This is a genomic window from Pseudomonas alkylphenolica, from assembly GCF_000746525.1.
GTDB classification, from domain to species: Bacteria; Pseudomonadota; Gammaproteobacteria; order Pseudomonadales; family Pseudomonadaceae; genus Aquipseudomonas; species Aquipseudomonas alkylphenolica.
This window is the reverse complement of the sequence record NZ_CP009048.1, coordinates 1,599,197-1,625,600: the sequence shown is the minus strand read 5'-3', so window position 1 is coordinate 1,625,600 and position 26,404 is coordinate 1,599,197. Positions and strand designations below refer to the sequence as shown.

Annotated in this window: 23 protein-coding genes and 5 tRNA genes; 6 read left to right on the top strand and 22 right to left on the bottom strand. The window is 61.5% G+C overall.

The window, feature by feature from the left end; all coding sequences use genetic code 11:
- The first annotated feature begins 740 nt into the window (after window positions 1-740).
- Window positions 741-3,857: a ribonuclease E gene (gene rne, locus PSAKL28_RS07580; RefSeq protein ID WP_038608576.1), complete on the top strand. Its 3,117-nt coding sequence runs from the start codon at window positions 741-743 to the stop codon at window positions 3,855-3,857.
- A 146-nt stretch (window positions 3,858-4,003) separates the two neighbouring features.
- Here rne and murB read toward each other — a convergent pair whose 3' ends face one another.
- From murB to PSAKL28_RS07540, 8 genes are all read right to left on the bottom strand, one after another.
- The gene (murB, locus tag PSAKL28_RS07575; protein ID WP_038608574.1) at window positions 4,004-5,023 is read right to left on the bottom strand and encodes a UDP-N-acetylmuramate dehydrogenase; all 1,020 of its coding nucleotides are present in this window, start codon (window positions 5,021-5,023) and stop codon (window positions 4,004-4,006) included.
- The gene (locus PSAKL28_RS07570; RefSeq protein ID WP_038608570.1) at window positions 5,020-5,484 is read right to left on the bottom strand and encodes a low molecular weight protein-tyrosine-phosphatase; all 465 of its coding nucleotides are present in this window, start codon (window positions 5,482-5,484) and stop codon (window positions 5,020-5,022) included. The genes murB and PSAKL28_RS07570 overlap by 4 nt, the downstream gene beginning before the upstream one ends.
- Window positions 5,484-6,248: a 3-deoxy-manno-octulosonate cytidylyltransferase gene (kdsB, locus tag PSAKL28_RS07565; RefSeq protein ID WP_038608567.1), complete on the bottom strand. Its 765-nt coding sequence runs from the start codon at window positions 6,246-6,248 to the stop codon at window positions 5,484-5,486. The genes PSAKL28_RS07570 and kdsB overlap by 1 nt, the downstream gene beginning before the upstream one ends.
- Window positions 6,245-6,430 carry a Trm112 family protein gene (locus tag PSAKL28_RS07560; RefSeq protein WP_003247142.1) on the bottom strand — a complete coding sequence of 62 codons (186 nt, stop codon included), beginning with the start codon at window positions 6,428-6,430 and terminating at the stop codon, window positions 6,245-6,247. The genes kdsB and PSAKL28_RS07560 overlap by 4 nt, the downstream gene beginning before the upstream one ends.
- A gap of 38 nt (window positions 6,431-6,468) precedes the next feature.
- Window positions 6,469-7,479, bottom strand: coding sequence for a tetraacyldisaccharide 4'-kinase (lpxK, locus tag PSAKL28_RS07555; protein WP_038608561.1), 1,011 nt, complete (start codon window positions 7,477-7,479; stop codon window positions 6,469-6,471).
- Window positions 7,479-7,910, bottom strand: a complete 432-nt coding sequence (gene pocB, locus PSAKL28_RS07550; protein WP_038608558.1) for a flagellar polar localization protein PocB — start codon at window positions 7,908-7,910, stop codon at window positions 7,479-7,481. The genes lpxK and pocB overlap by 1 nt, the downstream gene beginning before the upstream one ends.
- Window positions 7,907-8,542 carry a flagellar polar localization protein PocA gene (gene pocA, locus PSAKL28_RS07545; RefSeq protein ID WP_038608555.1) on the bottom strand — a complete coding sequence of 212 codons (636 nt, stop codon included), beginning with the start codon at window positions 8,540-8,542 and terminating at the stop codon, window positions 7,907-7,909. Before pocA ends, pocB begins: the two co-directional genes overlap by 4 nt.
- A gap of 70 nt (window positions 8,543-8,612) precedes the next feature.
- Window positions 8,613-10,835 (bottom strand): DNA internalization-related competence protein ComEC/Rec2, encoded by a 2,223-nt coding sequence (locus PSAKL28_RS07540; protein ID WP_038608552.1) that lies wholly within the window; start codon window positions 10,833-10,835, stop codon window positions 8,613-8,615.
- A 143-nt stretch (window positions 10,836-10,978) separates the two neighbouring features.
- Between PSAKL28_RS07540 and PSAKL28_RS07535 the strand changes: the two genes are divergently transcribed.
- Window positions 10,979-11,521 (top strand): DUF2062 domain-containing protein, encoded by a 543-nt coding sequence (locus PSAKL28_RS07535; RefSeq protein ID WP_038608549.1) that lies wholly within the window; start codon window positions 10,979-10,981, stop codon window positions 11,519-11,521.
- Here PSAKL28_RS07535 and PSAKL28_RS07530 read toward each other — a convergent pair.
- The 3 genes from PSAKL28_RS07530 to PSAKL28_RS07520 all read right to left on the bottom strand — a co-directional run bounded on the left by PSAKL28_RS07530 (window position 11,489) and on the right by PSAKL28_RS07520 (window position 13,971).
- Window positions 11,489-12,268, bottom strand: a complete 780-nt coding sequence (locus tag PSAKL28_RS07530; protein ID WP_038608546.1) for an ABC transporter permease — start codon at window positions 12,266-12,268, stop codon at window positions 11,489-11,491. The two genes, PSAKL28_RS07535 and PSAKL28_RS07530, sit on opposite strands and share 33 nt — an antisense overlap.
- On the bottom strand, window positions 12,265-13,209 hold the full coding sequence (locus tag PSAKL28_RS07525; protein WP_038608543.1) for an ABC transporter ATP-binding protein: 945 nt from the start codon (window positions 13,207-13,209) through the stop codon (window positions 12,265-12,267). Before PSAKL28_RS07525 ends, PSAKL28_RS07530 begins: the two co-directional genes overlap by 4 nt.
- A gap of 138 nt (window positions 13,210-13,347) precedes the next feature.
- A complete protein-coding gene (locus PSAKL28_RS07520; RefSeq protein ID WP_038608540.1) occupies window positions 13,348-13,971 on the bottom strand; it encodes a glutathione S-transferase family protein in 624 nt (207 codons plus the stop codon).
- Between the two features lie 183 nt (window positions 13,972-14,154).
- Here PSAKL28_RS07520 and PSAKL28_RS07515 point away from each other — a divergent pair, with 183 nt between their 5' ends.
- Window positions 14,155-16,602: an acyl-CoA dehydrogenase gene (locus PSAKL28_RS07515; RefSeq protein ID WP_038608537.1), complete on the top strand. Its 2,448-nt coding sequence runs from the start codon at window positions 14,155-14,157 to the stop codon at window positions 16,600-16,602.
- 68 nt (window positions 16,603-16,670) lie between these two features.
- Window positions 16,671-17,078 (top strand): PA2817 family protein, encoded by a 408-nt coding sequence (locus PSAKL28_RS07510; RefSeq protein WP_038608535.1) that lies wholly within the window; start codon window positions 16,671-16,673, stop codon window positions 17,076-17,078.
- Window positions 17,079-17,180: 102 nt separating this feature from the next.
- Here PSAKL28_RS07510 and PSAKL28_RS07505 read toward each other — a convergent pair.
- The 8 genes from PSAKL28_RS07505 to PSAKL28_RS07470 all read right to left on the bottom strand — a co-directional run bounded on the left by PSAKL28_RS07505 (window position 17,181) and on the right by PSAKL28_RS07470 (window position 20,931).
- Window positions 17,181-17,256: transfer RNA gene (locus PSAKL28_RS07505), tRNA-Gly, on the bottom strand.
- 90 nt (window positions 17,257-17,346) lie between these two features.
- Window positions 17,347-17,422: transfer RNA gene (locus PSAKL28_RS07500), tRNA-Gly, on the bottom strand.
- Window positions 17,423-17,424: 2 nt separating this feature from the next.
- Window positions 17,425-17,500 (bottom strand) — tRNA-Glu (locus PSAKL28_RS07495).
- 201 nt (window positions 17,501-17,701) lie between these two features.
- On the bottom strand, window positions 17,702-18,145 hold the full coding sequence (locus PSAKL28_RS28760; RefSeq protein WP_503328005.1) for an Ig-like domain-containing protein: 444 nt from the start codon (window positions 18,143-18,145) through the stop codon (window positions 17,702-17,704).
- The gene (locus PSAKL28_RS07485) at window positions 18,111-18,665 is read right to left on the bottom strand and encodes an RCC1 domain-containing protein (protein ID WP_038608531.1); all 555 of its coding nucleotides are present in this window, start codon (window positions 18,663-18,665) and stop codon (window positions 18,111-18,113) included. The genes PSAKL28_RS28760 and PSAKL28_RS07485 overlap by 35 nt, the downstream gene beginning before the upstream one ends.
- A gap of 89 nt (window positions 18,666-18,754) precedes the next feature.
- Window positions 18,755-20,545: a hypothetical protein gene (locus tag PSAKL28_RS07480; protein ID WP_051939208.1), complete on the bottom strand. Its 1,791-nt coding sequence runs from the start codon at window positions 20,543-20,545 to the stop codon at window positions 18,755-18,757.
- 232 nt (window positions 20,546-20,777) lie between these two features.
- Window positions 20,778-20,853, bottom strand: a tRNA-Gly gene (locus PSAKL28_RS07475).
- A gap of 2 nt (window positions 20,854-20,855) precedes the next feature.
- A tRNA-Glu gene (locus PSAKL28_RS07470) sits at window positions 20,856-20,931 on the bottom strand.
- A gap of 336 nt (window positions 20,932-21,267) precedes the next feature.
- Between PSAKL28_RS07470 and PSAKL28_RS07465 the strand changes: the two genes are divergently transcribed.
- Window positions 21,268-22,035: a hypothetical protein gene (locus PSAKL28_RS07465; RefSeq protein WP_038608529.1), complete on the top strand. Its 768-nt coding sequence runs from the start codon at window positions 21,268-21,270 to the stop codon at window positions 22,033-22,035.
- 78 nt (window positions 22,036-22,113) lie between these two features.
- On the opposite strand, the gene msrC is transcribed toward PSAKL28_RS07465, so the two are convergent.
- Entirely contained in the window at window positions 22,114-22,596 is a 483-nt protein-coding gene (gene msrC / locus PSAKL28_RS07460; protein WP_038608527.1) for a free L-methionine (R)-S-oxide reductase MsrC, read from the bottom strand.
- Window positions 22,589-23,482 (bottom strand): ATP-binding protein, encoded by an 894-nt coding sequence (locus tag PSAKL28_RS07455; protein ID WP_038608525.1) that lies wholly within the window; start codon window positions 23,480-23,482, stop codon window positions 22,589-22,591. The genes msrC and PSAKL28_RS07455 overlap by 8 nt, the downstream gene beginning before the upstream one ends.
- Window positions 23,483-23,564: 82 nt before the next feature.
- On the opposite strand from PSAKL28_RS07455, the gene PSAKL28_RS07450 reads away from it, so the two are divergent.
- Window positions 23,565-25,925: a response regulator gene (locus tag PSAKL28_RS07450; protein ID WP_075226455.1), complete on the top strand. Its 2,361-nt coding sequence runs from the start codon at window positions 23,565-23,567 to the stop codon at window positions 25,923-25,925.
- Here the strand turns inward: PSAKL28_RS07450 and PSAKL28_RS07445 are convergent.
- Window positions 25,918-26,403, bottom strand: a complete 486-nt coding sequence (locus PSAKL28_RS07445; protein ID WP_038608520.1) for a glutathione peroxidase — start codon at window positions 26,401-26,403, stop codon at window positions 25,918-25,920. The two genes, PSAKL28_RS07450 and PSAKL28_RS07445, sit on opposite strands and share 8 nt — an antisense overlap.
- Window position 26,404 lies beyond the last annotated feature (1 nt).

Below are 26,404 nucleotides of genomic sequence, written 5' to 3'. Positions count from 1 at the left end.
CATAACAATTTTTTATGGATTTGAAGCACTTAATGATTGCTGCTATAGTCGCGAACGCCGCCAAAAGCGGCTGGCCAGCGGACTCACGGCTTCTAGCCGGCCCTGACCGACGCAAAATCTCGAGGACGCGAGGCCGTCCGACGGGGCTTTTGCCAGTTTACAGAATTGCCTGGAATCGCCACCAGCGCCGTGCAGAGAAGACCGATAAAAAACGACAAGAGCGGTGTTTTGCCCTCCCCCGATGTTTTTTTCGATGCCACTCTGTCAGTGCCGTCAATTTCACGCAGTCAGGGTGAAAGCTTCGGAAATACCAGCCTTGGACATAAAAGGCGCGGGCTCCCGTATTGGAGCTGGCGATAAATGCAACCCGTTGCGGATTCAGCGCGCGGCAGCACCCGAATTATCAGGGATACGTGTAGGGTGGAGATGCACAACCGTCGGACCGTGTAGCACCGCGTCCAGTCCACAGGCCTTCTGGCCAGGCGACCGGACCCGGTCTTGATCAAGATGCCCCCAGGGCGTCCACGGCCGAAGGCTGATTCCTCCTCCTGACTGAGTGCATTTGACACCACAGCAAGCAGGACGCGTCGTCGCGACTTCGGCAGTACTGGGTTACCAGTCTGGCTCGACAGTCGCTGGACACGGGGGTGGCCCGCCACCCCTTGCGCACCTGACACCGACCGTGAGAAGTCGTGTGTGCCGAACGCCGTTTCCGGCAGCCCGGAAACCGACGGTATTACATGAAAAGAATGCTGATTAACGCGACTCAACCCGAAGAGTTGCGTGTAGCTCTGGTAGACGGCCAACGTCTCTACGACCTGGACATCGAGTCCGGTGCGCGCGAGCAGAAGAAGGCCAACATCTACAAAGGCCGGATCACCCGGATCGAACCCAGCCTGGAAGCCGCTTTCGTCGACTTCGGCTCCGAACGCCACGGCTTTCTGCCGCTGAAAGAAATCTCCCGCGAATACTTCAAGAAGTCCCCGGAAGGCCGGGTGAACATCAAGGAAGTGCTCAGCGAAGGCCAGGAAGTCATCGTCCAGGTCGAGAAAGAAGAGCGCGGCAACAAGGGCGCAGCCCTGACCACCTTTATCAGCCTGGCTGGCCGCTATCTGGTGCTGATGCCGAACAACCCGCGTGCCGGTGGCATCTCCCGCCGCATCGAAGGCGAAGAGCGCAATGAACTGCGCGAAGCCCTGAACGGCCTGGTTGCTCCTGCCGACATGGGCCTGATCGTGCGCACTGCCGGCCTTGGCCGCAGCAGCGAAGAAATGCAGTGGGACCTGGATTACCTGCTGCAGCTGTGGACCGCCATCAAAGAAGCCTCGCAGGACCGCGCTGCGCCTTTCCTGATCTACCAGGAAAGCAACGTCATCATCCGCGCCATCCGCGACTACCTGCGCCAGGACATCGGCGAAGTGCTGATCGACAGCATCGATGCCCAGGAAGAAGCCCTGACCTTCATCCGCCAGGTAATGCCGCAGTACGCCAGCAAGATCAAGCTGTATGAAGACAGCGTTCCGCTGTTCAACCGCTTCCAGATCGAAAGCCAGATCGAAACCGCTTTCCAGCGCGTAGTCGACCTGCCGTCCGGCGGCTCGATCGTCATCGATCCGACCGAAGCCCTGGTGTCCATCGACATCAACTCGGCGCGCGCCACCAAAGGCAGCGACATCGAGGAAACCGCCCTGCAGACCAACCTGGAAGCGGCTGAAGAAATCGCCCGCCAGCTGCGCCTGCGTGACATCGGCGGCCTGATCGTCATCGACTTCATCGACATGACCCCGGCCAAGAACCAGCGCGCCGTCGAAGAAAAGGTGCGCGAGTGCCTGGAAGCCGACCGTGCCCGCGTACAGGTCGGCCGCATCTCGCGCTTCGGCCTGCTGGAAATGTCCCGTCAGCGCCTGCGTCCATCCCTGGGCGAAAGCAGCGGCATCGTCTGCCCGCGCTGCAGCGGTACCGGCATCATCCGTGACGTCGAATCCCTGTCGCTGGCAATCCTGCGCCTGATCGAAGAAGAAGCGCTGAAAGACCGCACCGCTGAAGTTCGCGCACAAGTGCCTATTCCGGTTGCAGCCTTCCTGCTCAATGAAAAACGCAACTCGATCACCAAGATCGAACTGCGTACCCGGGCGCGCATCGTCATTCTGCCGAACGACCACCTGGAAACCCCGCACTTCGAAGTCCAGCGTCTGCGCGACGACAGCCCGGAAGCGCTGAGCAGCCAGTCCAGCTACGAAATCGCCGCTGCCGAGACCGAAGAAGTCCAGCCGACTGCCGCCACCCGCACTCTGGTTCGCCAGGAAGCCGCGGTGAAGACCGCACCGGCTCGCGCCAACGCTCCGGTTCCAACCGCTCCGGAACAACCAGCGGCCGCGCCGGTACATGTCGCACCGGAGCCAAGTCTGTTCAAAGGCCTGGTGAAGTCGCTGGTCAGCCTGTTCGCCGGCAAGGAAGAGCCTGCCGCCCCCCCGGTAGTCGCCGAGAAGCCCGCCACCGAGCGTCCGCAGCGTAACGAAGAGCGCCGCAACGGTCGTCAGCAGAGCCGCAACCGCAATGGCCGTCGCGATGAAGATCGCAAGCCTCGCGAAGAGCGCGCACCGCGTGAAGAGCGTCAACCACGCGAAGCCCGTGAAGAAACCCAGGCCCGCGAAGAGCGCGCACCACGTCAGCCACGCGAAGAGCGTCAACCTCGCGCACCACGTGAAGAGCGCCGCTCCCGCGAAGAGCGTCCGGTCCGCGAACTGCGCGAGCCGCTGGATGCTGCCACCCCGGCCGTACGTGAAGAGCGCCCTGAGCGCGCGCCGCGTGAAGAACGCCAGCCTCGTGAAGAGCGTGCACCGCGCGAAGAGCGCAGCCCACGTGAAGAACGCGCACCGCGCGAAGAACGAGCGCCTCGTGAAGAACGCGCACCACGTGAAGAGCGTCAACCACGCCCTCCACGCGAAGAGCGCCAGCCTCGTCCAGCCGAACAGGCTGCGGAAGCTGCTGAAGAGCAACTGCCAAACGAAGAGCTGCTGCAGGACGACAACCAGGAAGGCACCGAAGGCGAACGCCCACGTCGCCGCTCCCGTGGCCAGCGTCGCCGCAGCAACCGTCGCGAGCGTCAGCGTGATGCCAACGGCAATGTCGTTGAAGGCACCGAAGACGGTAGCGAAGAAGGCAACGAGCCGTCGGGCGCCGAACTGGCAGCCGGCCTGGCTGTCACCGCCGCCGTTGCGACCAGCAACATCAGTGCTGAAGCCGAAGCTCAAGCCAACGTTCAAGCTGAACGTGCCACTGCCGCCATTGAAGAAGCTGCCCCGGTAGCTGCTGAGGTTGTCGCTGCAGAAACCGTTGAAGCAACCGAGCCGACTGCGGTCGAGCCTGTTGTGGTTGAAGCGCAACAGCCTGTCGTTGCTGAAGAAGTGGCAATCGCCCCAGTGGTCGAGCAGCCGTTCAGCGAGCCTGTGGCTGCGGTTGAAGCGAGCATTGAGCCGGTTGTCGAAGTTGCCCCTCAGCCAGCTGTAGAAGCACCGGTTGAAGTAGCTGTCGCCGCTGAGCCTGTTGTTGAAGCACCACGCGAGCCAGAAGTTGTTCAGGCCCCTGTGGCTGAAGCTGAAGCTGAAACTGCCGAGCCGGCTGCTGCCGAGCCAGCGCCAGTTGTCGCGGAACAGGCATCAGCTGCCGAGCCAGCAGTGGTCGAAGCCCCGGTAGTGATGCTGCCGAACGGTCGTGCACCAAACGACCCGCGCGAAGTGCGTCGCCGCAAGCGTGAGGCCGAAGCAGCTGCTGCCGCTGCCGCCGCCCAAGCCGCACCGGTAGAGCAACAAGCTGAAGCCCTGGAAACCGCAGAAGAGCACAAACCGCTCGTCTGACCTTCCAGGTAATAAAAAGCCCCGCCAGGTAACTGGGCGGGCTTTTTTATGGCGTCTTGAATCCGGTGGGAGCGGGCTTGCCCCGCGATACGATGTAAGTGACGCACCGCAATCGCGGGACAAGCCCGCTCCTACTCCCACGGTAGTCAGTACAGATTCGGCTCCATCTCAAGCCTGACGCCGAAGCGCTCAAGAATGTCAGCCTGGATTTCCTGCGCCAACTGATGCAACTGCAGGCCAGTGGCCTGGCCATAGTTGACCAGTACCAACGACTGCAAACGGTGCACCCCGGCATCGCCTTCACGGTGCCCCTTCCAGCCCGCCTGCTCGATCAGCCAGCCCGCCGCCAGCTTCATTTGCCCGTCGGCCTGTGGATAAGCCACCAGCCCCGGATACTGCAGACGAATCTTGTCGGCCAGTACAGCGGCGACCACCGGGTTTTTGAAGAAGCTCCCGGCATTGCCGAGTTCTAGCGGATCTGGCAGCTTCTCCCGGCGAATGCTGCAAATTGCATCACTGACATTCTGTGCGGTCGGCTGGCCGATACCCTGCTCGCTCAGGCGCTGACGCACCGGACCGTAGTCCAGATGCGCATGCATGACGCGACTCAAGGCGAAACGCACCCGCAGAATCAGCCAACGCCCTGGATGCTGCTTGAACAGGCTGTCGCGGTAGGCAAACTGGCACCCATCCAGATCAAAGTCGTGCAACTCACCGGTCTGGCGGTCCAGCGCGGTCAGCCCGACGAAGACATCCTTGATCTCGACCCCGTAGGCACCAATGTTCTGCATCGGCGCAGCACCGACGGTACCGGGAATCAGACTGAGGTTCTCCAGCCCCGCCAAGCCCTGGGCCAGACTCCACTGCACGAAAGGATGCCAGGGCTCCCCTGCCTCGGCTTCGACAATCACCCGCTGCCCATCATCGGCCAGAATGCGCAGGCCACGACTGGCCATACGCAACACCAGCGCCTGCACATCCGCAGTCAACAGCAGATTGCTGCCGCCGCCAATGACCAGCACCGGAACGTCATGCTGCCTGGCGTCGGCCAGGGCCTGTCGAACCTCGACATCATTGTGGACTTCGGTGAAATACCGCGCCCTGACATCAATACCGAAGGTGTTGTACGGCTTGAGCGATACCTGCTCCTGCCACTGACCGCTCATAGACGACCCTTGAGTTCGATAACCAATTGGCGACAGGCAGCCTCGATCAGGTCAAGCACCTGCTCGAAACCTTGCTCACCGCCGTAGTAAGGATCCGGCACTTCATCCAGCGCCCCCTCATAACGACGCAGGAACAGGTCCAGCTCGGCTTTTGCCCCGGCGGGCTGCATGGCCCGCAGATGACCAAGGTTGCTCTTGTCCATCGCCAGGATCAGGTCGTAGTCATTGAAGTGCCCGGCCTTGACCTGCTGTGCGCGCTGCTGCGACAGGTCATAGCCACGCAATTGCGCGGCGCGGCGGGTACGGCTGTCCGGCTGCTTGCCGACATGCCAGTCACCGGTACCCGCCGAGGCCACTTCGATCAGCTCACCCAGGCCTTCGGCCTGAAGCTGATGGCGCAACACGCCTTCGGCGGTAGGCGAGCGGCAGATATTGCCCAGGCAAACAAACAGAACCCGCATCAGGCCTCCAGAATGCGCCGTACGCGCTCCAGGTCTTCAGGGGTATCGACGCCAACCGGTGGCGCTTCGATGGCATCGGCAACATGAATACGCACGCCATGCCAGAGCGCACGCAGTTGCTCAAGCGATTCGGTGCGCTCCAGCCAGCAAGGCCCCCAGGCGACGAAGTCCTGCAGGAAACCCGCACGGTAGGCGTACATGCCGATATGCCGACGATAAGGCACGCCTTCCGGCAGCGTATCGCGGCTCTGGGCAAACACATCCCGCGCCCAGGGCAATGGCGCCCGGCTGAAGGTCAAGGCCAGGCCATTGCAGTCGCTGACCACTTTGACGGCATTGGGATTGAACACGGCGGTGACGTCGCTGATCGGTTCGGCCAGGGTCGCAATGCCTGCTTCAGGATGCGCCGCGAGGTTGGCCGCCACCTGATCAATGATGATCGGTGGAATCAGCGGCTCGTCGCCCTGGACATTGACGACAATGGCGTCCGCAGCCAACCCGAGCCTGGTAGCCACTTCGGCAAGACGGTCAGTGCCCGAATCATGGTCTTCTCGGGTCATCAGCACTTCAGCGCCAAAGGACTCGCAGACCTGGTAGATACCGGCATCATCAGTGGCAATCACCACGCGACTGGCGCTGCTCTTGCGTGCCTGCTCCCAGACATGCTGGATCATCGGCTTGCCGGCAATCGGCAGCAACGGCTTGCCCGGCAGGCGGGTGGAAGCCAGGCGTGCCGGAATCACCACAGTGAAAGTCAGGCTCATTTGTCCAGACGCTCGTCATCGGTCAGGGTACGGGCTTCGCTTTCGAGCATCACCGGAATACCGTCGCGGATCGGATAGGCCAGGCCAGCGCCCTTGCTGATCAGCTCGGTCTTGTCGGCGCTGAGTTTGAGCGGGCCTTTGGTGATCGGGCAGGCCAGGATGTCGAGCAATTTGGTGTCCATGGATATTCCTCAGGCCAGTGGCCGGAAAAAGAAAAGAATCAGGGCTGCGATGGCGCCTGCAACAATCGCTCAAGCTGGCCGTCGAACCAGGCCACAAAGGCCGGTGAAGGCACAGCATCGACCGCCAGGTACCACCAGTCGTCCACTGCAAAGGCACGGCATTTGACTGCGTCTTTCTCGGTCATGACCAGCGGCAGCGCTGGGCTGAAGCTCAGGGCCTGGGCGCTGTACTCGGCATGATCGGCAAACGGGTGCGGCACAGGCTGCCAGTTTAGCCCCTGCAGGGTATTGAAGAAACGTTGCGGATTGCCAATGCCGGCAACCGCGTGGACCGCCTGCCCCGCCGGGAAGTGCTCGACGCTTACGCGCTCGCCGCTGCGCAGGTTGACCAGCGCGGTTGGCTTGAGGGCAAACGCATAGCCATCGTCACGATCCGCTGTGGCGCCGTTGTAGAGCAACGCATCCACCTCCTGCAGACGCTCCACCGGCTCGCGCAGAGGCCCTGCGGGCAGACAGCGGCGATTACCCAGGCCCCGGGCTGCATCGATCAGCACCAGCTCCAGGTCACGGGCCAGGCGGTAATGCTGCATGCCGTCGTCGCACAGGATCAGGTCCACTGGCTCGCTGGCCAGCAACGCCTGCACGGCGCGCGAACGGTCCGGATCGATCATCAGCGGTACGCCGCTGCGCTGGACGATCAACAGTGGCTCATCCCCTGCCTCGGCCGCACTCTGTTCAGCACGCACCCGCCAGGGCAACTGCGGCGGCTTGGCGCCATAGCCACGACTGACCACACCGACGCGCAAGCCTTGCTGCCGGCAATGCTCGATCAGCCAGAGAATCATCGGTGTCTTGCCGGTACCGCCAACAGTGATATTGCCCACCACGATTACCGGCACCGGGGCGCGGTAACTTTGACTTTCGCCACTGAGAAAGCGCGCGCGCTTGCGCAGCACCACCCGGCGATAGAGCGCTTCAAGCGGGCGCAGCAGTCCCAGGGCCGGATGACCGGCGTACCAGGCATTGAGCAGGCGATCAGCAAAGGCCATCAAGGTGTTCCTTGGGCAGCCTCGACCGTGGTCATGCGCAACTGGCTGAAACCGAGCTTGCCGGCCGCATCCATGGCAGTGACCACCGCCTGGTGCGGAGTCTTGCCGTCGGCGCTGATCGACAACGGCAGTTTGGTGTCACCGGCAGATTCTTTCTGCAGGGCTTCGGTCAGCGTCGCCAGATCGCTCTTGGGCAACAGATTGTTGTTCAGCGAATAGACGCCATCGGCGCTGATGGTGATTTCCAGTTGCTTGAGCTCGCTGTCGGGTACCGGCGCACCGCTGACCGACTCCGGCAGCTCGACCCGCAGCTGGGTTTCGCGGGTAAAGGTGGTGGTCACCACGAAAAACAGCAACAGGATGAACACGACGTCGATCAATGACGCCAGGTTGATGTCCACGGTTTCCCGTGCCTTGCGCCGGAATTTCACGCCTTGCCCTCGGCCAGGTCGACATCACGGTCGCCCTGCACCACTTCGACCAGCTTGATCGCCTCTTGCTCCATACCGACCACCAGTTCGTCGATACGGCGCTGCAGGAAACGGTGGAAGAACACCGACGGAATACCGACCATCAGACCGGCTGCGGTGGTGATCAATGCTTTCGAGATACCGCCGGCCAACACCGCGGCATTGGTGGTCATGCCGGTGCCCATGAATGCACTGAAGATGTCGATCATGCCCAGCACAGTGCCGAGCAGACCGAGCAACGGTGCCATCGCGGCAATGGTGCCCAGGGCATTGATATAGCGCTCCAGCTCGTGGATTACCCGGGCTGCGGCTTCTTCGATGCACTCCTTCATGATCTCGCGACCATGCCGGGAGTTAGCCAGGCCCGCGGCGAGGATCTCGCCCAACGGCGAATCGGCGCGCAGGGCCTTGAGCTTGTCACTGGTCAGCTGCTTGTCTTTGATCCACAGCCATACCTGACCCAGCAGGTGCGGTGGAGTGACCCGGCTGGCGCGCAGGGTCCAGAGGCGCTCGGCGACGATAGCCATGGCGGCGATGGAACTCAGAATGATCGGCAGCATCATCCAACCACCGGACTTGACCAATTCCCACACAGTTAGCATCCCCTTGAAAAAGTCCGCCACTCTACCATAGGACCCTTAGACGCTCATCTGCCGAAGGTCGTCAACTCGGGTCTCGCCAGAAGCGTCGTTGGCTGCGCAGCCCCAGAGGCTCGCCGAAAGTCCCAAGACGCAGGCGCAGCGCACCGTGCACGGCACTGTCGAAGGCTTCGATGCCATTTATCCGGTAGCGTTCCATGACCTCGGCATGGGGATGGCCGAATGCGTTGTAACGCCCCCTGGAAATCAATACGCCACGCGGCGCCGTGGCGGCCAGCAACGCCTGGCTGGACGAGGTACGACTGCCATGGTGCGGCGCTTGCAACCAGTCGAGCCGGGTGGCTTGCCAATCACCGAGCCAGGCCCGCTCGCCAGCGGCATCAAGATCGCCGGTAAGCAACAACCGCTCGCCACCGGCCTCGACCAGCAGTACGCAGGAGTCCTGGTTACTGTCGCGACCGCCCTGCCATTGCCAGACCGAAAAGTTCACGCCGTCCCACTGCCAGCGCTCGCCGCTGACACAGGGCTGCGCCTGCAAAGCTGGCGCCAGGCGCGCTGTTTCTCCGCCGCGCACCTGATGCACTTGCAGGCCGCGCTTGATCGCCAGGGCGCCGCCCGCATGATCGGCATCGGCATGACTGAGCAACATCAGATCCAGCGCTTGCACCCCCAACTTGCGCAAGCTCGGCAACACGATCCGCTCGCCCAGGTCATGCTCACCCAGTGCAGGCCCGGCGTCGTACAGCATCGTGTGCTGCCGGGTGCGCAGCACGAACGCCAGGCCCTGGCCGACATCCAGCTGCCAGACCTCCACCTGGCCGTGCGGTACCCGCTCTCGCGGCGCAAAGGCAGCCAGCAGGAGCAATGGCCAGCCGAGCACACGCATTGGCAAGCCACGGGGCAGTAACAGCAACACTGTCCCCAACCAGAGCAAGGCCCAGAGTGGCCATGACAAAGACTCCGGTGTCCAGGGCGGCTGCCATTGGGCCAGTTGCCCAAGCAGACTGAACAGCACGTCAAGCAGCCCACCCGCCAGCCAGAGCAACCCCTGCCCCACAAACGGCACGGGCAGCAGCAGGGTTCCCGGCAATGCCAATGGCAGCACCGCCAGGCTGATCCAGGGCACGGCGAACAGGTTGGCCAACGGCGCACTGAGACTGACTGGCAACCCCAATGCGATCAACACGGGCAGCAATCCCAAGGCGATCAACCACTGCGCCCGCCCCCACGCGCGCCAGGGGCTCCAGGCGCCGAGCCGGCCACTGAACGTGAAAAGCAGCACCGCAACCGCGGCGAATGACAGCCAGAACCCTGGCAGCAGACTGGCCAATGGCTCCCACAACAACACGGCATTGAGTGCCAGCAACAACGGTAAGCCCACCCCCAGGTGGCGATAGCGCAAACGCCAGAGCAGCACTACCGCCAGCATCACGCAGGCGCGCTGGACCGGCACCTGAAAACCGGCCAGCAAGCCATAACCCAGCGCGGCGGCAAAGGCTGCGCCGCAGGCCCAGGGCAGCCAAGGCAAGGCCTGCGGCCAAAGCCCAAGCCGCGCCAAACCGGCAATCAGACCATAGACCAGCCCGGCCAGCAGGCCGATATGCTGCCCGGAGATCACCAGCAAGTGCACGGTGCCGGTCGCCTGCAGCGTTTGCCAGCTGTCCCGGGCCAGGCCCGCGCCATCGCCCAGTACCAGGGCAACCAGCTCTGCCTCGCGGCCCTGGGCATCCACACCCGACAAGCGCTGGCGCAACCCGTCGCGCCAGGCACCCTCGGCAGGCGTCAGCCGTTCCCCGACTTTGACGTTACCGGTGGCGCCGATACGCCGGGCCAGTAAGGCGGCCTCGCGATCCGGGCCATGAGGATTGAGCAAACCATGCGGACGCTTGAGGGTGACCGCCAGCCGCCAGCGCTCGCCACTGTTCACCTGCGGCCCGTCAAACCAGCTCAGTTGCATGCGCTGCGGCAACTGCGCACGGCGAGATTGAGCGGCATCGAGTTCGAATCGAACTGAGCGGCCATTGTGCGCGGGCAAGCCGACCACCCTGCCCTCCAGCCACAACGTACGACCATCGAGCGCAGGCGCCAGGCGATCATCCAGCGCCTGCTGTGCCGACAGACAGGCCCAGCACAGGCCGAGCAGGAACAGACCGCAAGGACGAACTCGCCAAGCCAGGCAGCACAGCCCAACCAAGGCCATCAAAACGATGATCCCGACCGATGGCAAAACCGGTAAGACACGCAGGCACAGCAGGCCCAGTGCCAGCGCTAACATCCCTGTGCGCATGGTTTACAGCTCCAGAACAAATCCACCCTGTGAGGCTTAGTTCAGTGAGGCCGACAGCTCACTCAATAATTGTCACAAAGTCTGTAATGGGGGCTTTTTAGAATCGGTGCATACTTGCCCCCTTCACCTAGTCGAGAGCCTACATGCCGCGTCGTCTCTTCAAACGCTACATGCCCGACCCGACCAGCATCAGGGAACACAAATCCTTACGCTTTCTCGGCCGGCTGTTGCATGACCCGAACCTCTGGCACCTGAACCGTCATTCGGTGGCGCGGGCAATGGCTGTCGGCCTGTTCGCGGCCTTCATTCCGGTGCCGATGCAAATGCTCCTGGCCGCCAGCCTGGCGATTCTGGTGCGCGGCAACATGCCGATTGCCGTGAGCCTGGTCTGGCTGACCAACCCGTTCACCATGCCGCCGGTGTTCTACTGCACCTACCAGATGGGCGCCTGGCTGATGCAGGTCCCGGCCAGAACCTTGCCGGAGGAACTGACCTTCGAATGGATCACCGGCGAACTGTCGACCCTGTGGCAGCCGTTTCTGCTTGGTTCGGTGGTCTGCGGCCTGCTGCTCGGTGCCCTGGCCTACTGCCTGACCATGCTCTATTGGCGCTGGTGGGTAGGCCGGCAGTGGCACCGGCGCAAGCAAAAGGTTTCAGCTACGCATTCCTCGCCCACTGACCAGTAGGCGCACGCAACCGAAATACAGCACAGCCGTGGCAATCAGCATGAAGCTGATGGCCACGCCTATGCGAATGTCCGAGACACCGAGGATGCCGTAACGGAACGAGTTGACCATGTGCAGCACCGGGTTGGCCAACGACACTGTCTGCCAGAATGGCGGCAGCAGGTTGATCGAGTAGAACACCCCGCCCAGGTAGGTCAATGGCGTCAGGACGAAGGTCGGAATGATCGAGATATCGTCGAAATTGCGTGCAAACACCGCGTTGATAAAGCCGAGCAGCGAAAAGATCGTCGCGGTCAGCAACACCACCAGAATGGTCACGCCCAGGTGATGCACCTGCAGGTCAGTGAAAAACAGCGACAGCGCTGTGACAATCACCCCCACCGCCAGACCACGCAGTACCCCGCCGAGGGTGTAGCCGATCAGGATGGTGTGCGGCGAAACCGGCGACACCATCAGCTCTTCGATCGAGCGCTGGAATTTGCTGCCGAAAAAACTCGAGACCACGTTGCCGTAGGAGTTGGTGATCACCGACATCATGATCAACCCGGGCACGATGTACTCCATGTAGGTGAAACCACCCATGTCGCCAATCTGCCGGCCAATCAGGTTACCGAAGATCACGAAGTACAGGACCATGGTGATTGCCGGAGGGAGCAGGGTCTGTGGCCAGATCCGGGTGAAACGACGTACTTCGCGGTGGACGATGGTGTTGAGGGCGACCAGATTGGCGCTCAGCTCCGAACTCATACCGCCACCTTCGCCAGGTTTTTCTCGACCAGTGACACGAACAGCTCCTCAAGGCGGTTGGTCTTGTTGCGCAAGCTCTGTACTTCGATTTTCTGCAGCGCCAGCTGGCTGAACAATCCGGTGATCCCCGCTTCGTTGTCCACGCCTTTGTCCACCTGAACTTCCAGGGTGTTCGGGGTGAGCAGGCGGCACGGGTAACCGATCAGTTGAGGCGCCTGAAGCAGATCATCCTTGAGATCGAGCAGGAAGGTCTCCACATGCAGCTTGCCCAGCAGCTCACGCATGCTGGTGTTCTCGACAATCGTGCCGTGGTCGATGATGCCGATGTGCCGGCACAGCTGCTCGGCTTCTTCCAGGTAATGGGTGGTCAGGATGATGGTGATGCCCTGCTGGTTCAGCTCGGTGAGAAAGCTCCACATCGAGCGGCGCAGTTCGATATCCACACCCGCAGTCGGCTCATCGAGAATCAGCAAGCGCGGTTCATGGATCAGCGCCCGGGCGATCATCAGGCGACGCTTCATGCCGCCTGACAGCGAACGTGAGGGCACATCGCGCTTGTCCCACAGGCCGAGCTGGGTCAGGTACTTCTCGGCACGTTCCTTGGCCACCTTGGCCGGGATGCCGTAGTAACCGGCCTGGGTCACGACGATATCGAAAGTCTTTTCGAACTGATTGAAGTTGAACTCCTGCGGCACCACGCCGATACAGCGCTTGAGCGCAGCAGGCCGGCGATCGAGGTCGTTGCCAAAAATACTCACCGTGCCGCTGGTCTTGTTGACCAGGGTCGAGAGAATACCAATGGTGGTGGACTTGCCAGCACCATTAGGACCGAGCAAGGCAAAGAAATCACCTTCGGCGACATCCAGGTCGATGCCCTTGAGGGCCTGGAAACCGTTGCCGTAGGTTTTGGTTAGCTGCCTTATGGACAGAGCAGAACTCATAGCGGGTCGCGTACCAGTTTGAAAGGTTCAAGACGCGACCGGACAGGCCGGCCGCAGTGAATATGACCATGGTGCTTGTCCAGGTCACACAAGTACAGTCATGTGTATCGATAATAACTATCAGGTTAACCGTAGTGATCAGGTCAGTGCGGTCATGACCGCTGCCTGATAGGCCGGACGCTCCTGCAAGCGCTCATACCAGGCGCGCAGGTGGCGCATTTCGGGACGCTCGATAGGCATCTCGAACCAGGCATAGGCAAAGCAGCCCAGCGGAATATCGCCCATACCCAGCTCGTCGCCGGACAGATAAGGCCTGTGCGCCAAGGCCTGGTCAGCGATCGACAGCAGCTGCGCGCAGGTCTTGTGTGCGGCATTGATCGCGACCCAGTCCTGCTGATCTGCAGGCGTGCGCAGGATGCCCCAGAACAACGGGCGAAACGGCGTAGCCAGGGAAGATGTCACCCAGTCCATCCACTTGTCCGCCTCGGCACGCTTACGCGCATCAGGCTCGTACCAGCCCGACCCACTGCCATACTGCGCCGACAGGTAACGCACGATGGCATTGGACTCCCAGAGCACCAGGCCGTCATCTTCGATCATCGGCACCAGGCCATTGGGATTCAGCGCGCGGTACTGAGGCTCGTTAACCAGGCCAAAGGCACCACCGGCATCGATCGACTCATACTCCAGCCCCAACTCTTGCGCGCACCACAGCGCCTTCCTGACATTGGTCGAATTCTTCCGGCCCCAGATCTTGAGCATAACGTCGTCCTGATGGATGTGCGGTCTCTCAGTCTACCCCAGGCGCTCACCCTGACAATCGCCCACGCTTCAAGGCGAACTCCTGCGGCCACAGCCTGTCACTGTTCTGTCAAGCCGATTGCCGGATGCCGTCTAAGCTCTGATGGATCGCAGAAGGCCCTTAGGTTTCACGGAGGAAAGACTATGTTGCTGTTGTGGTTAGTGGTTCTGGTGATCGGTGCGGCCTATCTTGCCCACCGACGCATTGCCGCCGTGCCGGCGTTGGCCGTGCTGGCGGGGTATGTGGTGCTGATGGGCATCTTCAGCCACGCACCCGGCTGGCTGCTGGCGCTCCTCTGGCTGGTGCTGGCGGCCAAAGCTGCACTGGTACTGCTGCCGGAGCTGCGCCGCAAAGTCTTCAGCGGCCCGCTGTTCGGCTGGTTCAAACGCACCCTGCCAGCGATGTCGCAAACCGAGCGCGAGGCTATCGATGCCGGTACCGTGTGGTGGGATGGCGAACTGTTCAGCGGCCGCCCGGACTGGAACATCCTGCTCGGCTATTCCAAAGCCGAGCTGAGCGAAGAAGAACAAGCCTTCATCGACGGCCCCACCGAAGCCCTCTGCGCCATGGTCAGTGACTGGCAGATCGGCCAGGACCTGGACCTGCCACCCGCAGCCTGGGAACACATCAAGTCGCACGGTTTCTTTGCCCTGATCATCCCCAAAGAATATGGCGGTAAAGGCTTCTCGGCCTATGCCCACTCGCAGGTGGCGATGAAGCTCGCCACCCGCAGTGGCGACCTGGCCTCGACGGTCATGGTCCCCAACTCCCTCGGCCCGGCTGAACTGTTGCTGCATTACGGCACCGACGAACAACGCCAGCATTACCTGCCACGCCTGGCACGCGGCGAGGAAATCCCCTGCTTCGCCCTCACCGGCCCGCTGGCAGGCTCCGATGCCGGCGCCATGCCCGACACCGGGATCATCTGCAAAGGCCTGTGGCAGGGCGAAGAAGTCATCGGCCTGCGCCTGAACTGGGAAAAACGCTACATCACCCTCGGCCCGGTGGCGACCTTGCTGGGCCTGGCATTCAAGGCCTACGACCCGGAGCACCTGCTGGGCGAGGAAGAAGAACTGGGCATCAGCCTGGCACTGGTTCCGACTGACACTCCCGGTGTCGAGATCGGCCAACGCCACTTGCCGCTGGGCGCCGCGTTCATGAACGGGCCCAACAGTGGCAAGGATGTGTTCGTGCCGCTGGACTTCCTCATCGGCGGCCAGGACATGCTCGGCAAAGGCTGGATGATGCTGATGAATTGCCTGTCGGTCGGCCGCTCGATCTCCCTGCCGGCGGTGGGCACCGGCGCGGCCAAGTACACCAGCCTGGTCACCGGCCAATATGCGCGGATTCGCGAGCAGTTCAACGTGCCATTGGCCGCTTTCGAGGGCATCCAGGAATCCCTGGCGCGGATCGGCGGCAATGCCTTCCTGATGGACAGCGCCCGCCTGCTCACCGCCAAGGCCGTGGACCTGGGAGAAAAGCCCTCGGTGCTCTCGGCGATTCTCAAGTACCACCTGACCGAGCGTGGCCGCGAGTGCATCCAGCACGCTATGGATGTGCACGGCGGCAAGGCCATCATCATGGGCCCGAACAATTACCTGGGACGCAACTGGCAGGGCGCGCCGATCTTCATCACCGTTGAGGGCGCCAACATCCTCTCGCGCAACCTGATGATCTTCGGCCAGGGCGCCATCCGCTGCCATCCGTTCGTGCTCAGGGAAATGGCCCTGGCCGGGCGCGAAGACCACGACCAGGCGCTCAACGAGTTCGACCAACTGCTGATGCAGCACATCGGCTTCGCCGTCGGCAACGCCGCCAGCACCTTGATCCTCGGTCTGGGCCTGGGTCACTTCGAGAGGGTCCCGGGTGATGCCTTGAGCCAGGGCTACTTCCGGGCGCTCAATCGCCAGACCGCAGCCTTCGCCCTGCTCGCCGACTTGTGCATGATGCTCCTCGGTGGCGAACTCAAACGTCGCGAACGCCTGTCCGCACGCCTGGGCGATGTACTGAGCCACCTCTACCTGAGTTCGGCGGCACTCAAGCGTTATCACGACCTTGGCTCACCGGAGCACTTGCAACCACTGTTGAGCTGGGCCCTGGAAGAAAGCCTCGGCCAGGCCGAGAAAGCGCTGGACCGTCTGCTCGACAACTTCCCCAACCGCTTCCTTGGCTGCGCCCTGCGCCTGGTGGTGTTCCCGTTCGGCCGTCGACACACCGGCCCGAGCGACGCACTGGATGCCGAAGTGGCCGCGTTGATCGGCCGCGCCAAAGGCGACCCGGCCCTGGAAGAACTGCTTGCTGGCTGCTATCGCCCGCAGGATGCCGACGACCCGGTGGGCGCCCTGCAGCAAGCCTGCACCTTGCTCGACGAGTGCACACCGCTGTATGAGAAGCTGCGTCAGGCCCTCAAGACTGGCCAGGTCAGCCCGACGCCCGGTGAATCGACAATCGATGCCGCCCTGCGCGCTGGCGTCCTTCAGGCCACAGAAGCACAAAGCCTGGAGGCTGCCGAATCAGCCCGGCGGCGCGTCATTGATGTCGATGCCTTCAGCAAAGAAGAACTGCTGCCCAGCCCCGGCAAAATTCGTTAACGGCCGGGACATCGGGCGCCGGGAGCCGTATACTCCCGCGCCCGTTTTTGCTCATGAGGACTGCCAGCATGGCTACCGATCGCCTGGAATACCATCTCGCCCTGCTTACCCACCTGCGCACCATTCTGGTTGCCCTGGGTGAGGCCGAGCAGGTGCCGGAAGAAAGCCACGCGCTGTTCCTGGAGCGCTTCGACGACCTGATGCTGCAGATGCCCGTCGATCCCGAGAGCGTCTACCTGGGTCAAGACCTGATGTGCCAGGTCATCCAGCGCTACCCGCAAATCGCCCACCTGGTGCCACGTGACCTGCTGTGGTTCTTCGGCGGCGACTGCCTGCATTACATGCCCGACGAAGAGCAGCAGATGTACCAGACTCTGGAAGAGCGCCGCTACGAAGCGGAGCAGAACGACGAACCGTTTGACTGGAACCAGGAAAAACAACTGCTGAGCATGTCGGACGACGACAGCAAGCACTGAGTTGTAAAGGTGTGCAGGGCTGAAAGATGCCCTGCCGCAAAGAAGCCCCAATAAAATCAGGACGAAAAAAAACGCCGTTCGATTGAACGGCGTTTCTTTATTTGGAGCGGGAAACGAGACTCGAACTCGCGACCCCGACCTTGGCAAGGTCGTGCTCTACCAACTGAGCTATTCCCGCAAAATACAGCAACCGGTTATACCGGACAGAAACACGGCCAACGACCTTGTTTCCAATGCATGCAGTACCTGAATACTGCGACGCCAAATTTGGAGCGGGAAACGAGACTCGAACTCGCGACCCCGACCTTGGCAAGGTCGTGCTCTACCAACTGAGCTATTCCCGCATTGGCGTCCCCTAGGGGACTCGAACCCCTGTTACCGCCGTGAAAGGGCGGTGTCCTAGGCCACTAGACGAAGGGGACACACTACAACATTCACTCCCTGCCGCGTTTCGCTGTGTGCTTTACGCTGCAAGTGGCGCGCATTCTAGGGATGCGATGAAAGCTCGTCAACTCCTTTGTATAAATTTATTTAAATCAATGACTTCCGCAGTAGCAAAAGCAACTGCCCAGGGCCCTTGCCGGCCCTTATCAGGCTCGGCAAGGGCTTTTCCTCACGTCTTCTCAACTCAAGCGAATACCGGAGTAGAGCGGTCCAATCTGCGCTTCCCAGCCCTCCCCGCCTCCACCCATATCCTTGAAGGCGGCCTGCTGCCTGGGAAACGGATTGAAAATCAATCGCTGATCCCTCGCCCAGTACCTGCCACCAGGCCAACCGAACTGGGCAAGCCCTCCGGCCCCATACTGGTTATAGATTTCCCGCAACTCCGACAAGAACAGACGCTGATCCCAGCCAACAATGTATTGTGACGCGTCCATGAAGTTCATCCTGCGGACATTCTGTACCGTCACGCTGTAACTCCTGGACTGCCCTGCATTGTCGCTCACGGTAATGGTTGCCGAACCATTCCCTCGTGACATCACCGTCCCGTTGCCGTCCACACTGGCCACATTGGCGTTACTCGAGCTGTAGCTAAGGGGCGGCGTGCCACCCGACAGGGGTGGCATTACCGCCGTATGCGGGATCGCCCCAGGCCACGACAGTTCCGTTGCGGCGCCGGGCGGCAAAGGCTTTGAAATTGCCCTTGATATCATCAACATCAGCCAGTGCAGCGATCGGCCCCGGGACGTTGCCGCCCAGGGTCGCAGCGCCCCACGCCACCACATGACCGGTAGCCCGCAAGGCTGCGAACGCGGTACTCGCCCCCACGACCTTGACGATGTCGGTGTAGGCGTTGATGGGAGCGGGCACCGTACCACCGGATGCTGCAACGCCCCACGCCACCACATGCCCACTGGTTTTGATGCCGGCGAATGCGACACCATTGGCCACTACCGTGGTGAAGCCGTCTGGCGAAACAGCGCCCATGCTGCCGCCATTGCTGGTATTGCCCCACACCGTGACAACCCCGCCGACCCGACGTATCGCATAGGCACTGGTGGTGCAACTGACTTCGACGATGTCATTGAGGGTGCGGATCGTCGGATCAATAGTGGCGCCGAAGGCACTATTGCCCCAGCCACGCACGCGTCCGTCATCGCGATGGGCGATAAACGCTGCGGTGCCGGTCAGTGTGGTGTCGGCGCCACTGCCGATGATGTTGGCCGGATTGAGCGCTACCTGATCATCGTTGGTGCGTAAGGCACCACAACATCAAAACCATTGAGCGCTTCAGCGGCGCTCAGCATCTTGCGCTGCGACCACAACGTGCCTTCAATCGGTTCAAGCGAGCCAAGGTCTGCATAACCCTGACAATGAACTTCCACCAGATCGCTGGCGGCGAAAGCCGGATTGCCTTCGACCCTGATAGTCACCCCTTCCCAGATACGCGGCCTGGCGCAGCAATTGAGATAGCCCTGAATGTCGGCATGAGGGAAGCCCGGGGTCTGCAGCCCTTCGATGGGAACAATCAGCACTTGCACCGCAGTCGCTGGCGCCAGTTGCTGATTGATGCCGTTATCCGTGACGTAGGAGACCGGCAAGGCTACGTTGTTCTTGTCCTGCTCAACGATTGCCCAAGGCACAGTCAGCGTCAGCGGCTTACCGGCCGCATCGCCCGGCTGCACCTGATAACGGGCGGCCGGCTCGGCCACCGCGCCCCAGAACACCTCAAGCCATTCACCCGGCTGCGGATCGTCGAACAACGCCAGCAGCACCCGGGCATCGCGCCCCTGATCCTGGGCAGTCAGCGTGTTCGGCAGATCAGAGACCTCGCCACGTACTTCCAGTCTGGCCAGGTCATTGTTGAGCAGGGCCGGGGCATTGCCATGATCCTGGCCAGCGACGGTGAAATCGAAGGGGACCGACACTTCGGGGGATTTAGGCGACAGCGACCCACCAAAACGAATCTGATAGCTCACCCGCGCCGTGCCAGGCCCCAAACCGTTGGCCGTCAGCTCCCGCCAGGGCACGAAGATTGTCAGCGGAAAGCCGTTGGGGTCCACCGCAAACTCCGTCAACTCGCCGCCCCCCCAGTTGACGATGATGAAATGCGAAGCCTCAGCGTTGTCGTAACGGTCGATCTCGACCGTCACCCCGCCCTGGCTGGTGGCACCTTCACGGGCATGCTGGCGGTCGATCAAGCCGCGCGCCGACAGGGGGATACGCGGCGCTGGCAGGTTTTCCGGAGATGGCACCAGGTCAACGCCAATGCCGGCCGAATATGACAACGGGCTTTCGTTGCCAGCCAGGTCGTACAGCCGATAGAACAGAAAGCGCTGCCCTGCACCACTGTCACGTATCACCTCTTCAGTCAGAGGGAGGAGTAAGCGCCGGTTGTCAATATCGTCCTGACTGAACACCTGCTCGCCAGCGATGGGCGTATCACCCGGCATGGGATCGGCATTGGCCCAGAAGAACACCGCCCGGTCGAATGCCCGCATACTGCTATAGGAAGGTACCGTGACCAGCACCTGGCCATGCTGTGTCAGGTAGTCGTCAGTGATGACCCCGAGCAGTTCATCAGGGTAGCGCGCTCCTGCTGGCTGTTGATGGTCGTGGGGCGGTACGGTATCGACGGTGACCCGCTTGATCAGCGAGAAATTCAGGTTACCGCCCTGATTGATCCGATAGGACAGGTCATAAGTGCCATGAACCAGATATCTCTGTGGCACCGTTAGAACCTTGTCGCCCGGCTCGACGGGAGTCGGGTACTCCTGATCTCTCACCGAGACAAACTCCGAGCCGGCGATACGCCAACCGATAGAAACAGTTTCCCTGGTAATTCTTGGGTCATCCGAGAATGGCCAGGCGGGCACCACCACCTCAAGGTCATCATTGAGCACGGCACGCGCGACAATACCGTCGGGATTCTCCACCCCTTGGTCATCCCTGATGATCGCCGGTACTTCCGGCACAGGAAGGGCTACTTCGCTGAAGAGATGAGTCGGCTTTCTGCGCACGTCCATGGATGCTCCCGTCCGATCGAAACGACACCGTGATGGCCTTGCCTTGGGCCACCCGAGCGGTCACGAGAGATTGAACGCCAATTCGCTCAAGCTGAAAACTGACAGAAATAACAGGTGCGTTGAGACAGAGGCTGGACTACGAGAGGGGCGAAAAACGCCAGGGACAGGAATTTCAGGCACAAAAAAAGAGGCCCTTGGGCCTCTTTCTTGACCGGCTTGCGCCGATTGAATCTGGAGCGGGAAACGAGACTCGAACTCGCGACCCCGACCTTGGCAAGGTCGTGCTCTACCAACTGAGCTATTCCCGCATTGGCGTCCCCTAGGGGACTCGAACCCCTGTTACCGCCGTGAAAGGGCGGTGTCCTAGGCCACTAGACGAAGGGGACACGCTACAACATTCACTCCCTGCCGCGTTTCGCTGTGTGCTTTACGCTGCAAGTGGCGCGCATTCTAGGGATGCTTTGGAAAGTCGTCAACCCCTGCGTACAAATTTATTTAAATCAATGACTTCCCGATGCTTTGCAGTGCTGTGCACAGATTCACGCGCCTGAGTCTTGACGATTATTTTCTGACATCCTGCCCAGGCTGAAACCCCTATGGCTGCGGCAATCGAAGAGCAAAATGCCATCAGGGAGCCCCTGAGAACCGCCAAACAGCTCTATCCGGCCAAAAGCTTAGCCACTACACTCAATTGGTAAATCATCCTGTATGAGGCGTTAACGGTGACACCACTTATGATCACCCTGCTTATCGTGGCGGGGATCGCGTTATTGATCGTGATCGGCTACCTCAACAATGTGGTCGAGAACAACAAGCTCGAGCGCGCCCGGCTGAAGATCGAGCTGGCTGAACGCTTGCGCCGTTGTGGCGAGATCACCGAAACCTTCCCGGGCCAATTGATGACCCCGGCCTTGAAGCTGCTGTTGACCCGCCTCGAACTCAACCTCAACCAGCGCCAGCTGGCTCTGGACAAGCACAGCCGCACAATCCGCGCGCGCATTGCCGAGCTTGAAGGCCTGATCGCCAAGGGCGAAGCGCTGCCGGTGAATAACCCGCCCGCGCCGATCCAGACCGAAGCCCGGGCCAAGGATGTACGTTTTCTGCTTGAAGGCATGCACAATCAGATCACCCGCGCGGCGCAAGAAGGCTTTCTGCCGACCAACGAGGCCAAGTACTGGGTCAAGGAAATCCGCCACATCCTGGTCTTGCTGCACATCGAGTTTTTCAACAACCTCGGCCAGCAGGCGCTGCAGCAGAACCAGCCAGGGCATGCACGCCTGGCCTTCGAACGCGGCGTCCAGTACCTGCGCAAACAGCCGGATCCTGCGGTGTACCGCGAGCAGCTTGAGTACATGGAAAAGCTGCTGGCCCGGGCCAATGCCCAGGTGCTGAGCCAGCTCGAACCTGCCGAGGACGAAGTGAACGAGCTGACGGAAGGCCTGAAGACCGATACAACGGAAGACTGGAAGAAGAAAGTTATTTACGACTGATGCAGACATCATCGCGGGGCAAGCCCGCTCCCACAGGGATGGTGTTCACTCTGTGGGAGCGGGCTTGCCCCGCGATTGTCAGCAGTCAGTCAAACGCAAAAAGATCGCCGCCAGGCGCTCAAACCCCTCCTGATCCGCCGCACTGAAGCGCGCCAGCTTCGGACTGTCCAGATCCAGCACACCTATCAGCCGCCCTTCCTTGACCAGCGGAATCACCAGCTCGCTGTTTGAGGCGCTATCGCAAGCGATATGCCCCGGGAACGCATGCACGTCTTCAACCCGCTGGGTTTCGCGACTGGCCGCTGCAGCACCACACACACCACGACCGAACGGAATCCGCACACAGGCGACCTGGCCCTGGAACGGGCCCAGCACCAGTTCTTCATTACGGTTCAGGTAAAAACCCGCCCAGTTCAGGTCTTCAACCTGGCTATAAAGAAACGCCGAGAATTGCGCGGCATTGGCAATGAAGTCGCGCTCATCGGCAAACAGGGCTTCCAGCTGTGCAGCCAGCAAGCCGTAGCCCTCAAGGCCGGCACCAGAGGCGTTCAGGTCAATCATGTTTTTGCTCCAACAGTTGCAGTCCGACCCAGTACCGGGCGAACTGGTAGGCACAACGGCCATTACGGTTGCCGCGGCCAGTGGCCCAGCGCACGGCGAGTATGTCCAGCGCCTCATCGCGCTGCCAGGTCAGCCCGGCGGCGCTGGCCAGCTGGCCGATCCAGTGCTCGACCACATTGAGGAAATGATCCTGGGTGAAGGGGTAAAACGACAGCCACAGACCGAAACGATCGGACAAGGCGATCTTGTCCTCGACCGCCTCGTTGGGGTGCAGTTCGCCGTCGACCATTTTCCAGTTTTCATTGTCGCTCTGCTTTTCCGGCACCAGGTGCCGGCGGTTCGAGGTGGCGTACAACAGCACGTTGTCCGGCGCCTGCTCCAGCGAGCCATCGAGCACACTCTTGAGCACCCGGTAGTCACCCTCCCCGGCTTCGAACGAGAGGTCGTCGCAAAACAGCACGAAGCGCTGGGGCAGTTTGCTCAGTTGCTCCACCACCCGTGGCAGGTCGGCGAGGTGATCGCGCTCGATTTCAATCAGGCGCAGCCCGGCCTTGGCATACTCGGCCAGCAGCGCGCGCACCAGTGAAGACTTGCCAGTGCCACGCGAGCCCCACAGCAGCGCGTGGTTAGCGGGCATGCCATCGAGGAACTGGCGCGTGTTTCGCCCCAGTTGCTCGCGCTGCAGGTCAACCCCGATCAGGTCCGACAGACGCATGTCGAGGCTGACTTGCAGCGGCAGCAGATAGCCGCTGCGGCCATCACGCTGCCAGCGCGCGGCCAGGCAATGGTTCCAGTCGATCTGCGAACGTGGTGCAGGCAATAATGGTTCAAGGCGGGCGAGCACGCTTTCGGCACGCTCCAGAAAAGCATTTAAACGAGAGTCCACAATGGTTCCTCAAGACAGATTCAAGGACAACGGCACTGCTGAATGTGTGACAGGGCGTGCCAGCAGCCGGGGCTGATCGGCTATGCTTGCGCAGCGCACGGAATGTGAAACTGGCCCGGGACTCATGGATATCAAGTTCACCAATCGCCTGTCCTACAAGCAAGCCCGGCTGACGGTCCTGGTCGGCTTCATCCTGGGTACATTGCTCAGTCTCATCCAGATCGGTATCGATTATGCCAGTGAAGACGCCTCCATCAACCGCGAGATGCAGGCACTGCTGCAAATCAGTCACAACCCCGCCGCCCGGATCGCTTACAACATCGACTCGGAACTGGCGCAAGAGCTCACCGGCGGCTTGCTGCAATCGCCGGCAATCACCCGCGCATGGTTGATCGACAACAACGACACGGTGCTGGCGGATGTGCAGCGGCCCCGGGAAGAAAGCAGTTATCGCTTGATCAGCGACTTCCTGTTCGGTGAAAGCCGCCAATTCAAGGACCCGCTGTTTCTCGGCCACATGCCCGACGAATACCTCGGCACCCTGTACCTGGAGGTCGACACCTTCGCCTTTGGCGGCCGCTTTCTCAAGCGTGCCGAAGTCACCCTGCTCAACGGTTTCATGCGCAGCCTGATCCTTACCGGCATCCTTCTGGCGCTGTTCTACTTCATGCTGACCAAGCCGCTGGTGCGGGTGATCAGCGCCCTGGCCAATCGCGACTCGCGCCAACCGGAGCAGTCGAAGCTGTCGTTCCCGCCCGGTCATGAGCACGATGAGATCGGCGTACTGGTGAAAGTCGCCAATCAGCAGTTCGTCAGCATGGCCACCGAAATCCAGCAACGGCGAAACGCCGAAAACCGCCTCACCGAATACCTCAACGAACTGGAAGACGTCGTCTCGGCTCGCACCCTTGAGCTCAAGGCGAGCAACACGCGCCTGAGCCAATCCAACCAGGAGCTGGAAGATGCGCGCAGGCGCGCCCTGGACATGGCCCAGGCACGGGCGGCCTTTCTGGCCAACATGAGCCATGAAATCCGCACCCCACTCAATGGCTTGCTGGGGATGATCGCCCTGTCTCTGGACAGCCCGCTCAATGCCGAGCAGCGCCAGCAGCTGTCGATTGCCCACGACTCAGGCAAGGTGCTGGTGGAGTTGCTCAACGATATCCTCGACCTGTCCAAGTTCGACGCAGGTCAACTGGAGCTGGAACGTATCCCGTTCGACCTTGGCGCTCTGGTCGAAGATACCGCCAACCTGCTGTCACAGAACGCCGCGCCGAGTGTCGAACTGACCTGCCTGATCGACCCGCAGTTTCCCGCCATGGTCCTTGGCGACCCGACCCGCGTACGCCAGATTGTCAGCAACCTGTTGTCCAACGCCCTCAAATTCACCCGCTTCGGCCGCGTCGATGTGCGCCTGCGCGCCTACAGCGGTGGCGTGCGCCTGGATGTCTGCGACACCGGCATCGGCATCCCCCACGAGGCCCAGGTGCGGATCTTCCAGCCGTTCATCCAGGCCGGCGCCGGCATTACCCGCCAATACGGCGGTACCGGCCTGGGCCTGGCGCTGACCAACAATCTCTGCGAGGCCATGCACGGACGCCTGAGTATCAGTTCGCAAGCCGGCTTCGGCAGCCAGTTCAGCGCCGAACTGCCCCTGCCCTGTCACTCCCCGGCCGTCCCCGCAGAACGCCTGCACGGCAGCGTCGCCGCCCTGAGCAATGCCGGCAGCGGCCTGGCCGAGCTCTTGCACACCCTGCTACCTGGCTGGGGCCTGGATTACCGGCGCTACGACCACCCTGACGAGCTGCGTGACGCCCGCCCTGACCTGCTGATTACTGACGACCTGGACAATCTGTTTGCGCTTCGTCCGCAGATACAGGCGCCGATCCTGCTGGTGACCGCCTACGGCAACTTTCTTCCGGGTGAACAGGCCGTGCATCTGGCGCCCTTGCAACAGCAAGCCCGGCCACTGGCGCGCAACGCCCTGTACCAGACCCTGCGGCGCACGCTGCACGGATCCGACAGCATCAATTCCAACGCACACCAGGGCGCTCTACACAGCCAACGCCGCGCAAATATCCTGCTGGTCGAGGACAACCCGGTGAACCAGTTGGTGGCCAAGGGCATGCTGGCCAAGCTCGGCTGCGACGTCAGCATCGCCGCGCATGGCGCAGAAGCGCTGGATCAGCTCGAACGTACGCCCTTCGATCTGGTACTGATGGATTGCAACATGCCGGTCATGGACGGCTATGAAGCCAGCCGCAGAATCCGTCAGAGCGGACACTGGCCGAACCTGCCCATCGTCGCCCTGACCGCCAACGCCATGCCCGAAGAGCGCGAACGCTGCCGGGCGGCGGGCATGAACGACTATCTGGCCAAGCCCTTCCGTCGCGAGGAGCTATTGGGCCTGATCGATCACTGGGTGCCGCTGACGACTACCTGAGCAGCTTCTCGATCGAAGCGGCCAGCGCTTCGGGCTTGGTGCTCGGCGCATAGCGGGTGACCTTGCCGCTGGCCGGGTCGACGAGGAATTTGGTGAAATTCCATTTGATCTTTTGCGAACCGAGCAGGCCGGGGGCGCGCTTTTTCAGTTCGACGAACAAGGGATGGGCGCCGTCGCCATTGACTTCGATCTTGCGAAACAGCGGAAAGCTGACGCCGAAGTTGGTTTCACAGAACTGGGCGATTTCCCGTGCATCACCCGGCTCCTGCTTGCCGAACTGGTTGCACGGAAAGCCCACCACCACCAGGCCGCGCTCGCGGTAACGCTGCCAGAGTTGCTCAAGGCCTTTGTATTGCGGGGTAAAACCGCACTGACTGGCGGTATTGACCACCAACAGCACCTTGCCCTGGAAATCACCCAGGACCTTCTGCTCACCGCCCAGGGTGACGCAGGGAATATTCAGCAGCGCGTCGGCCATG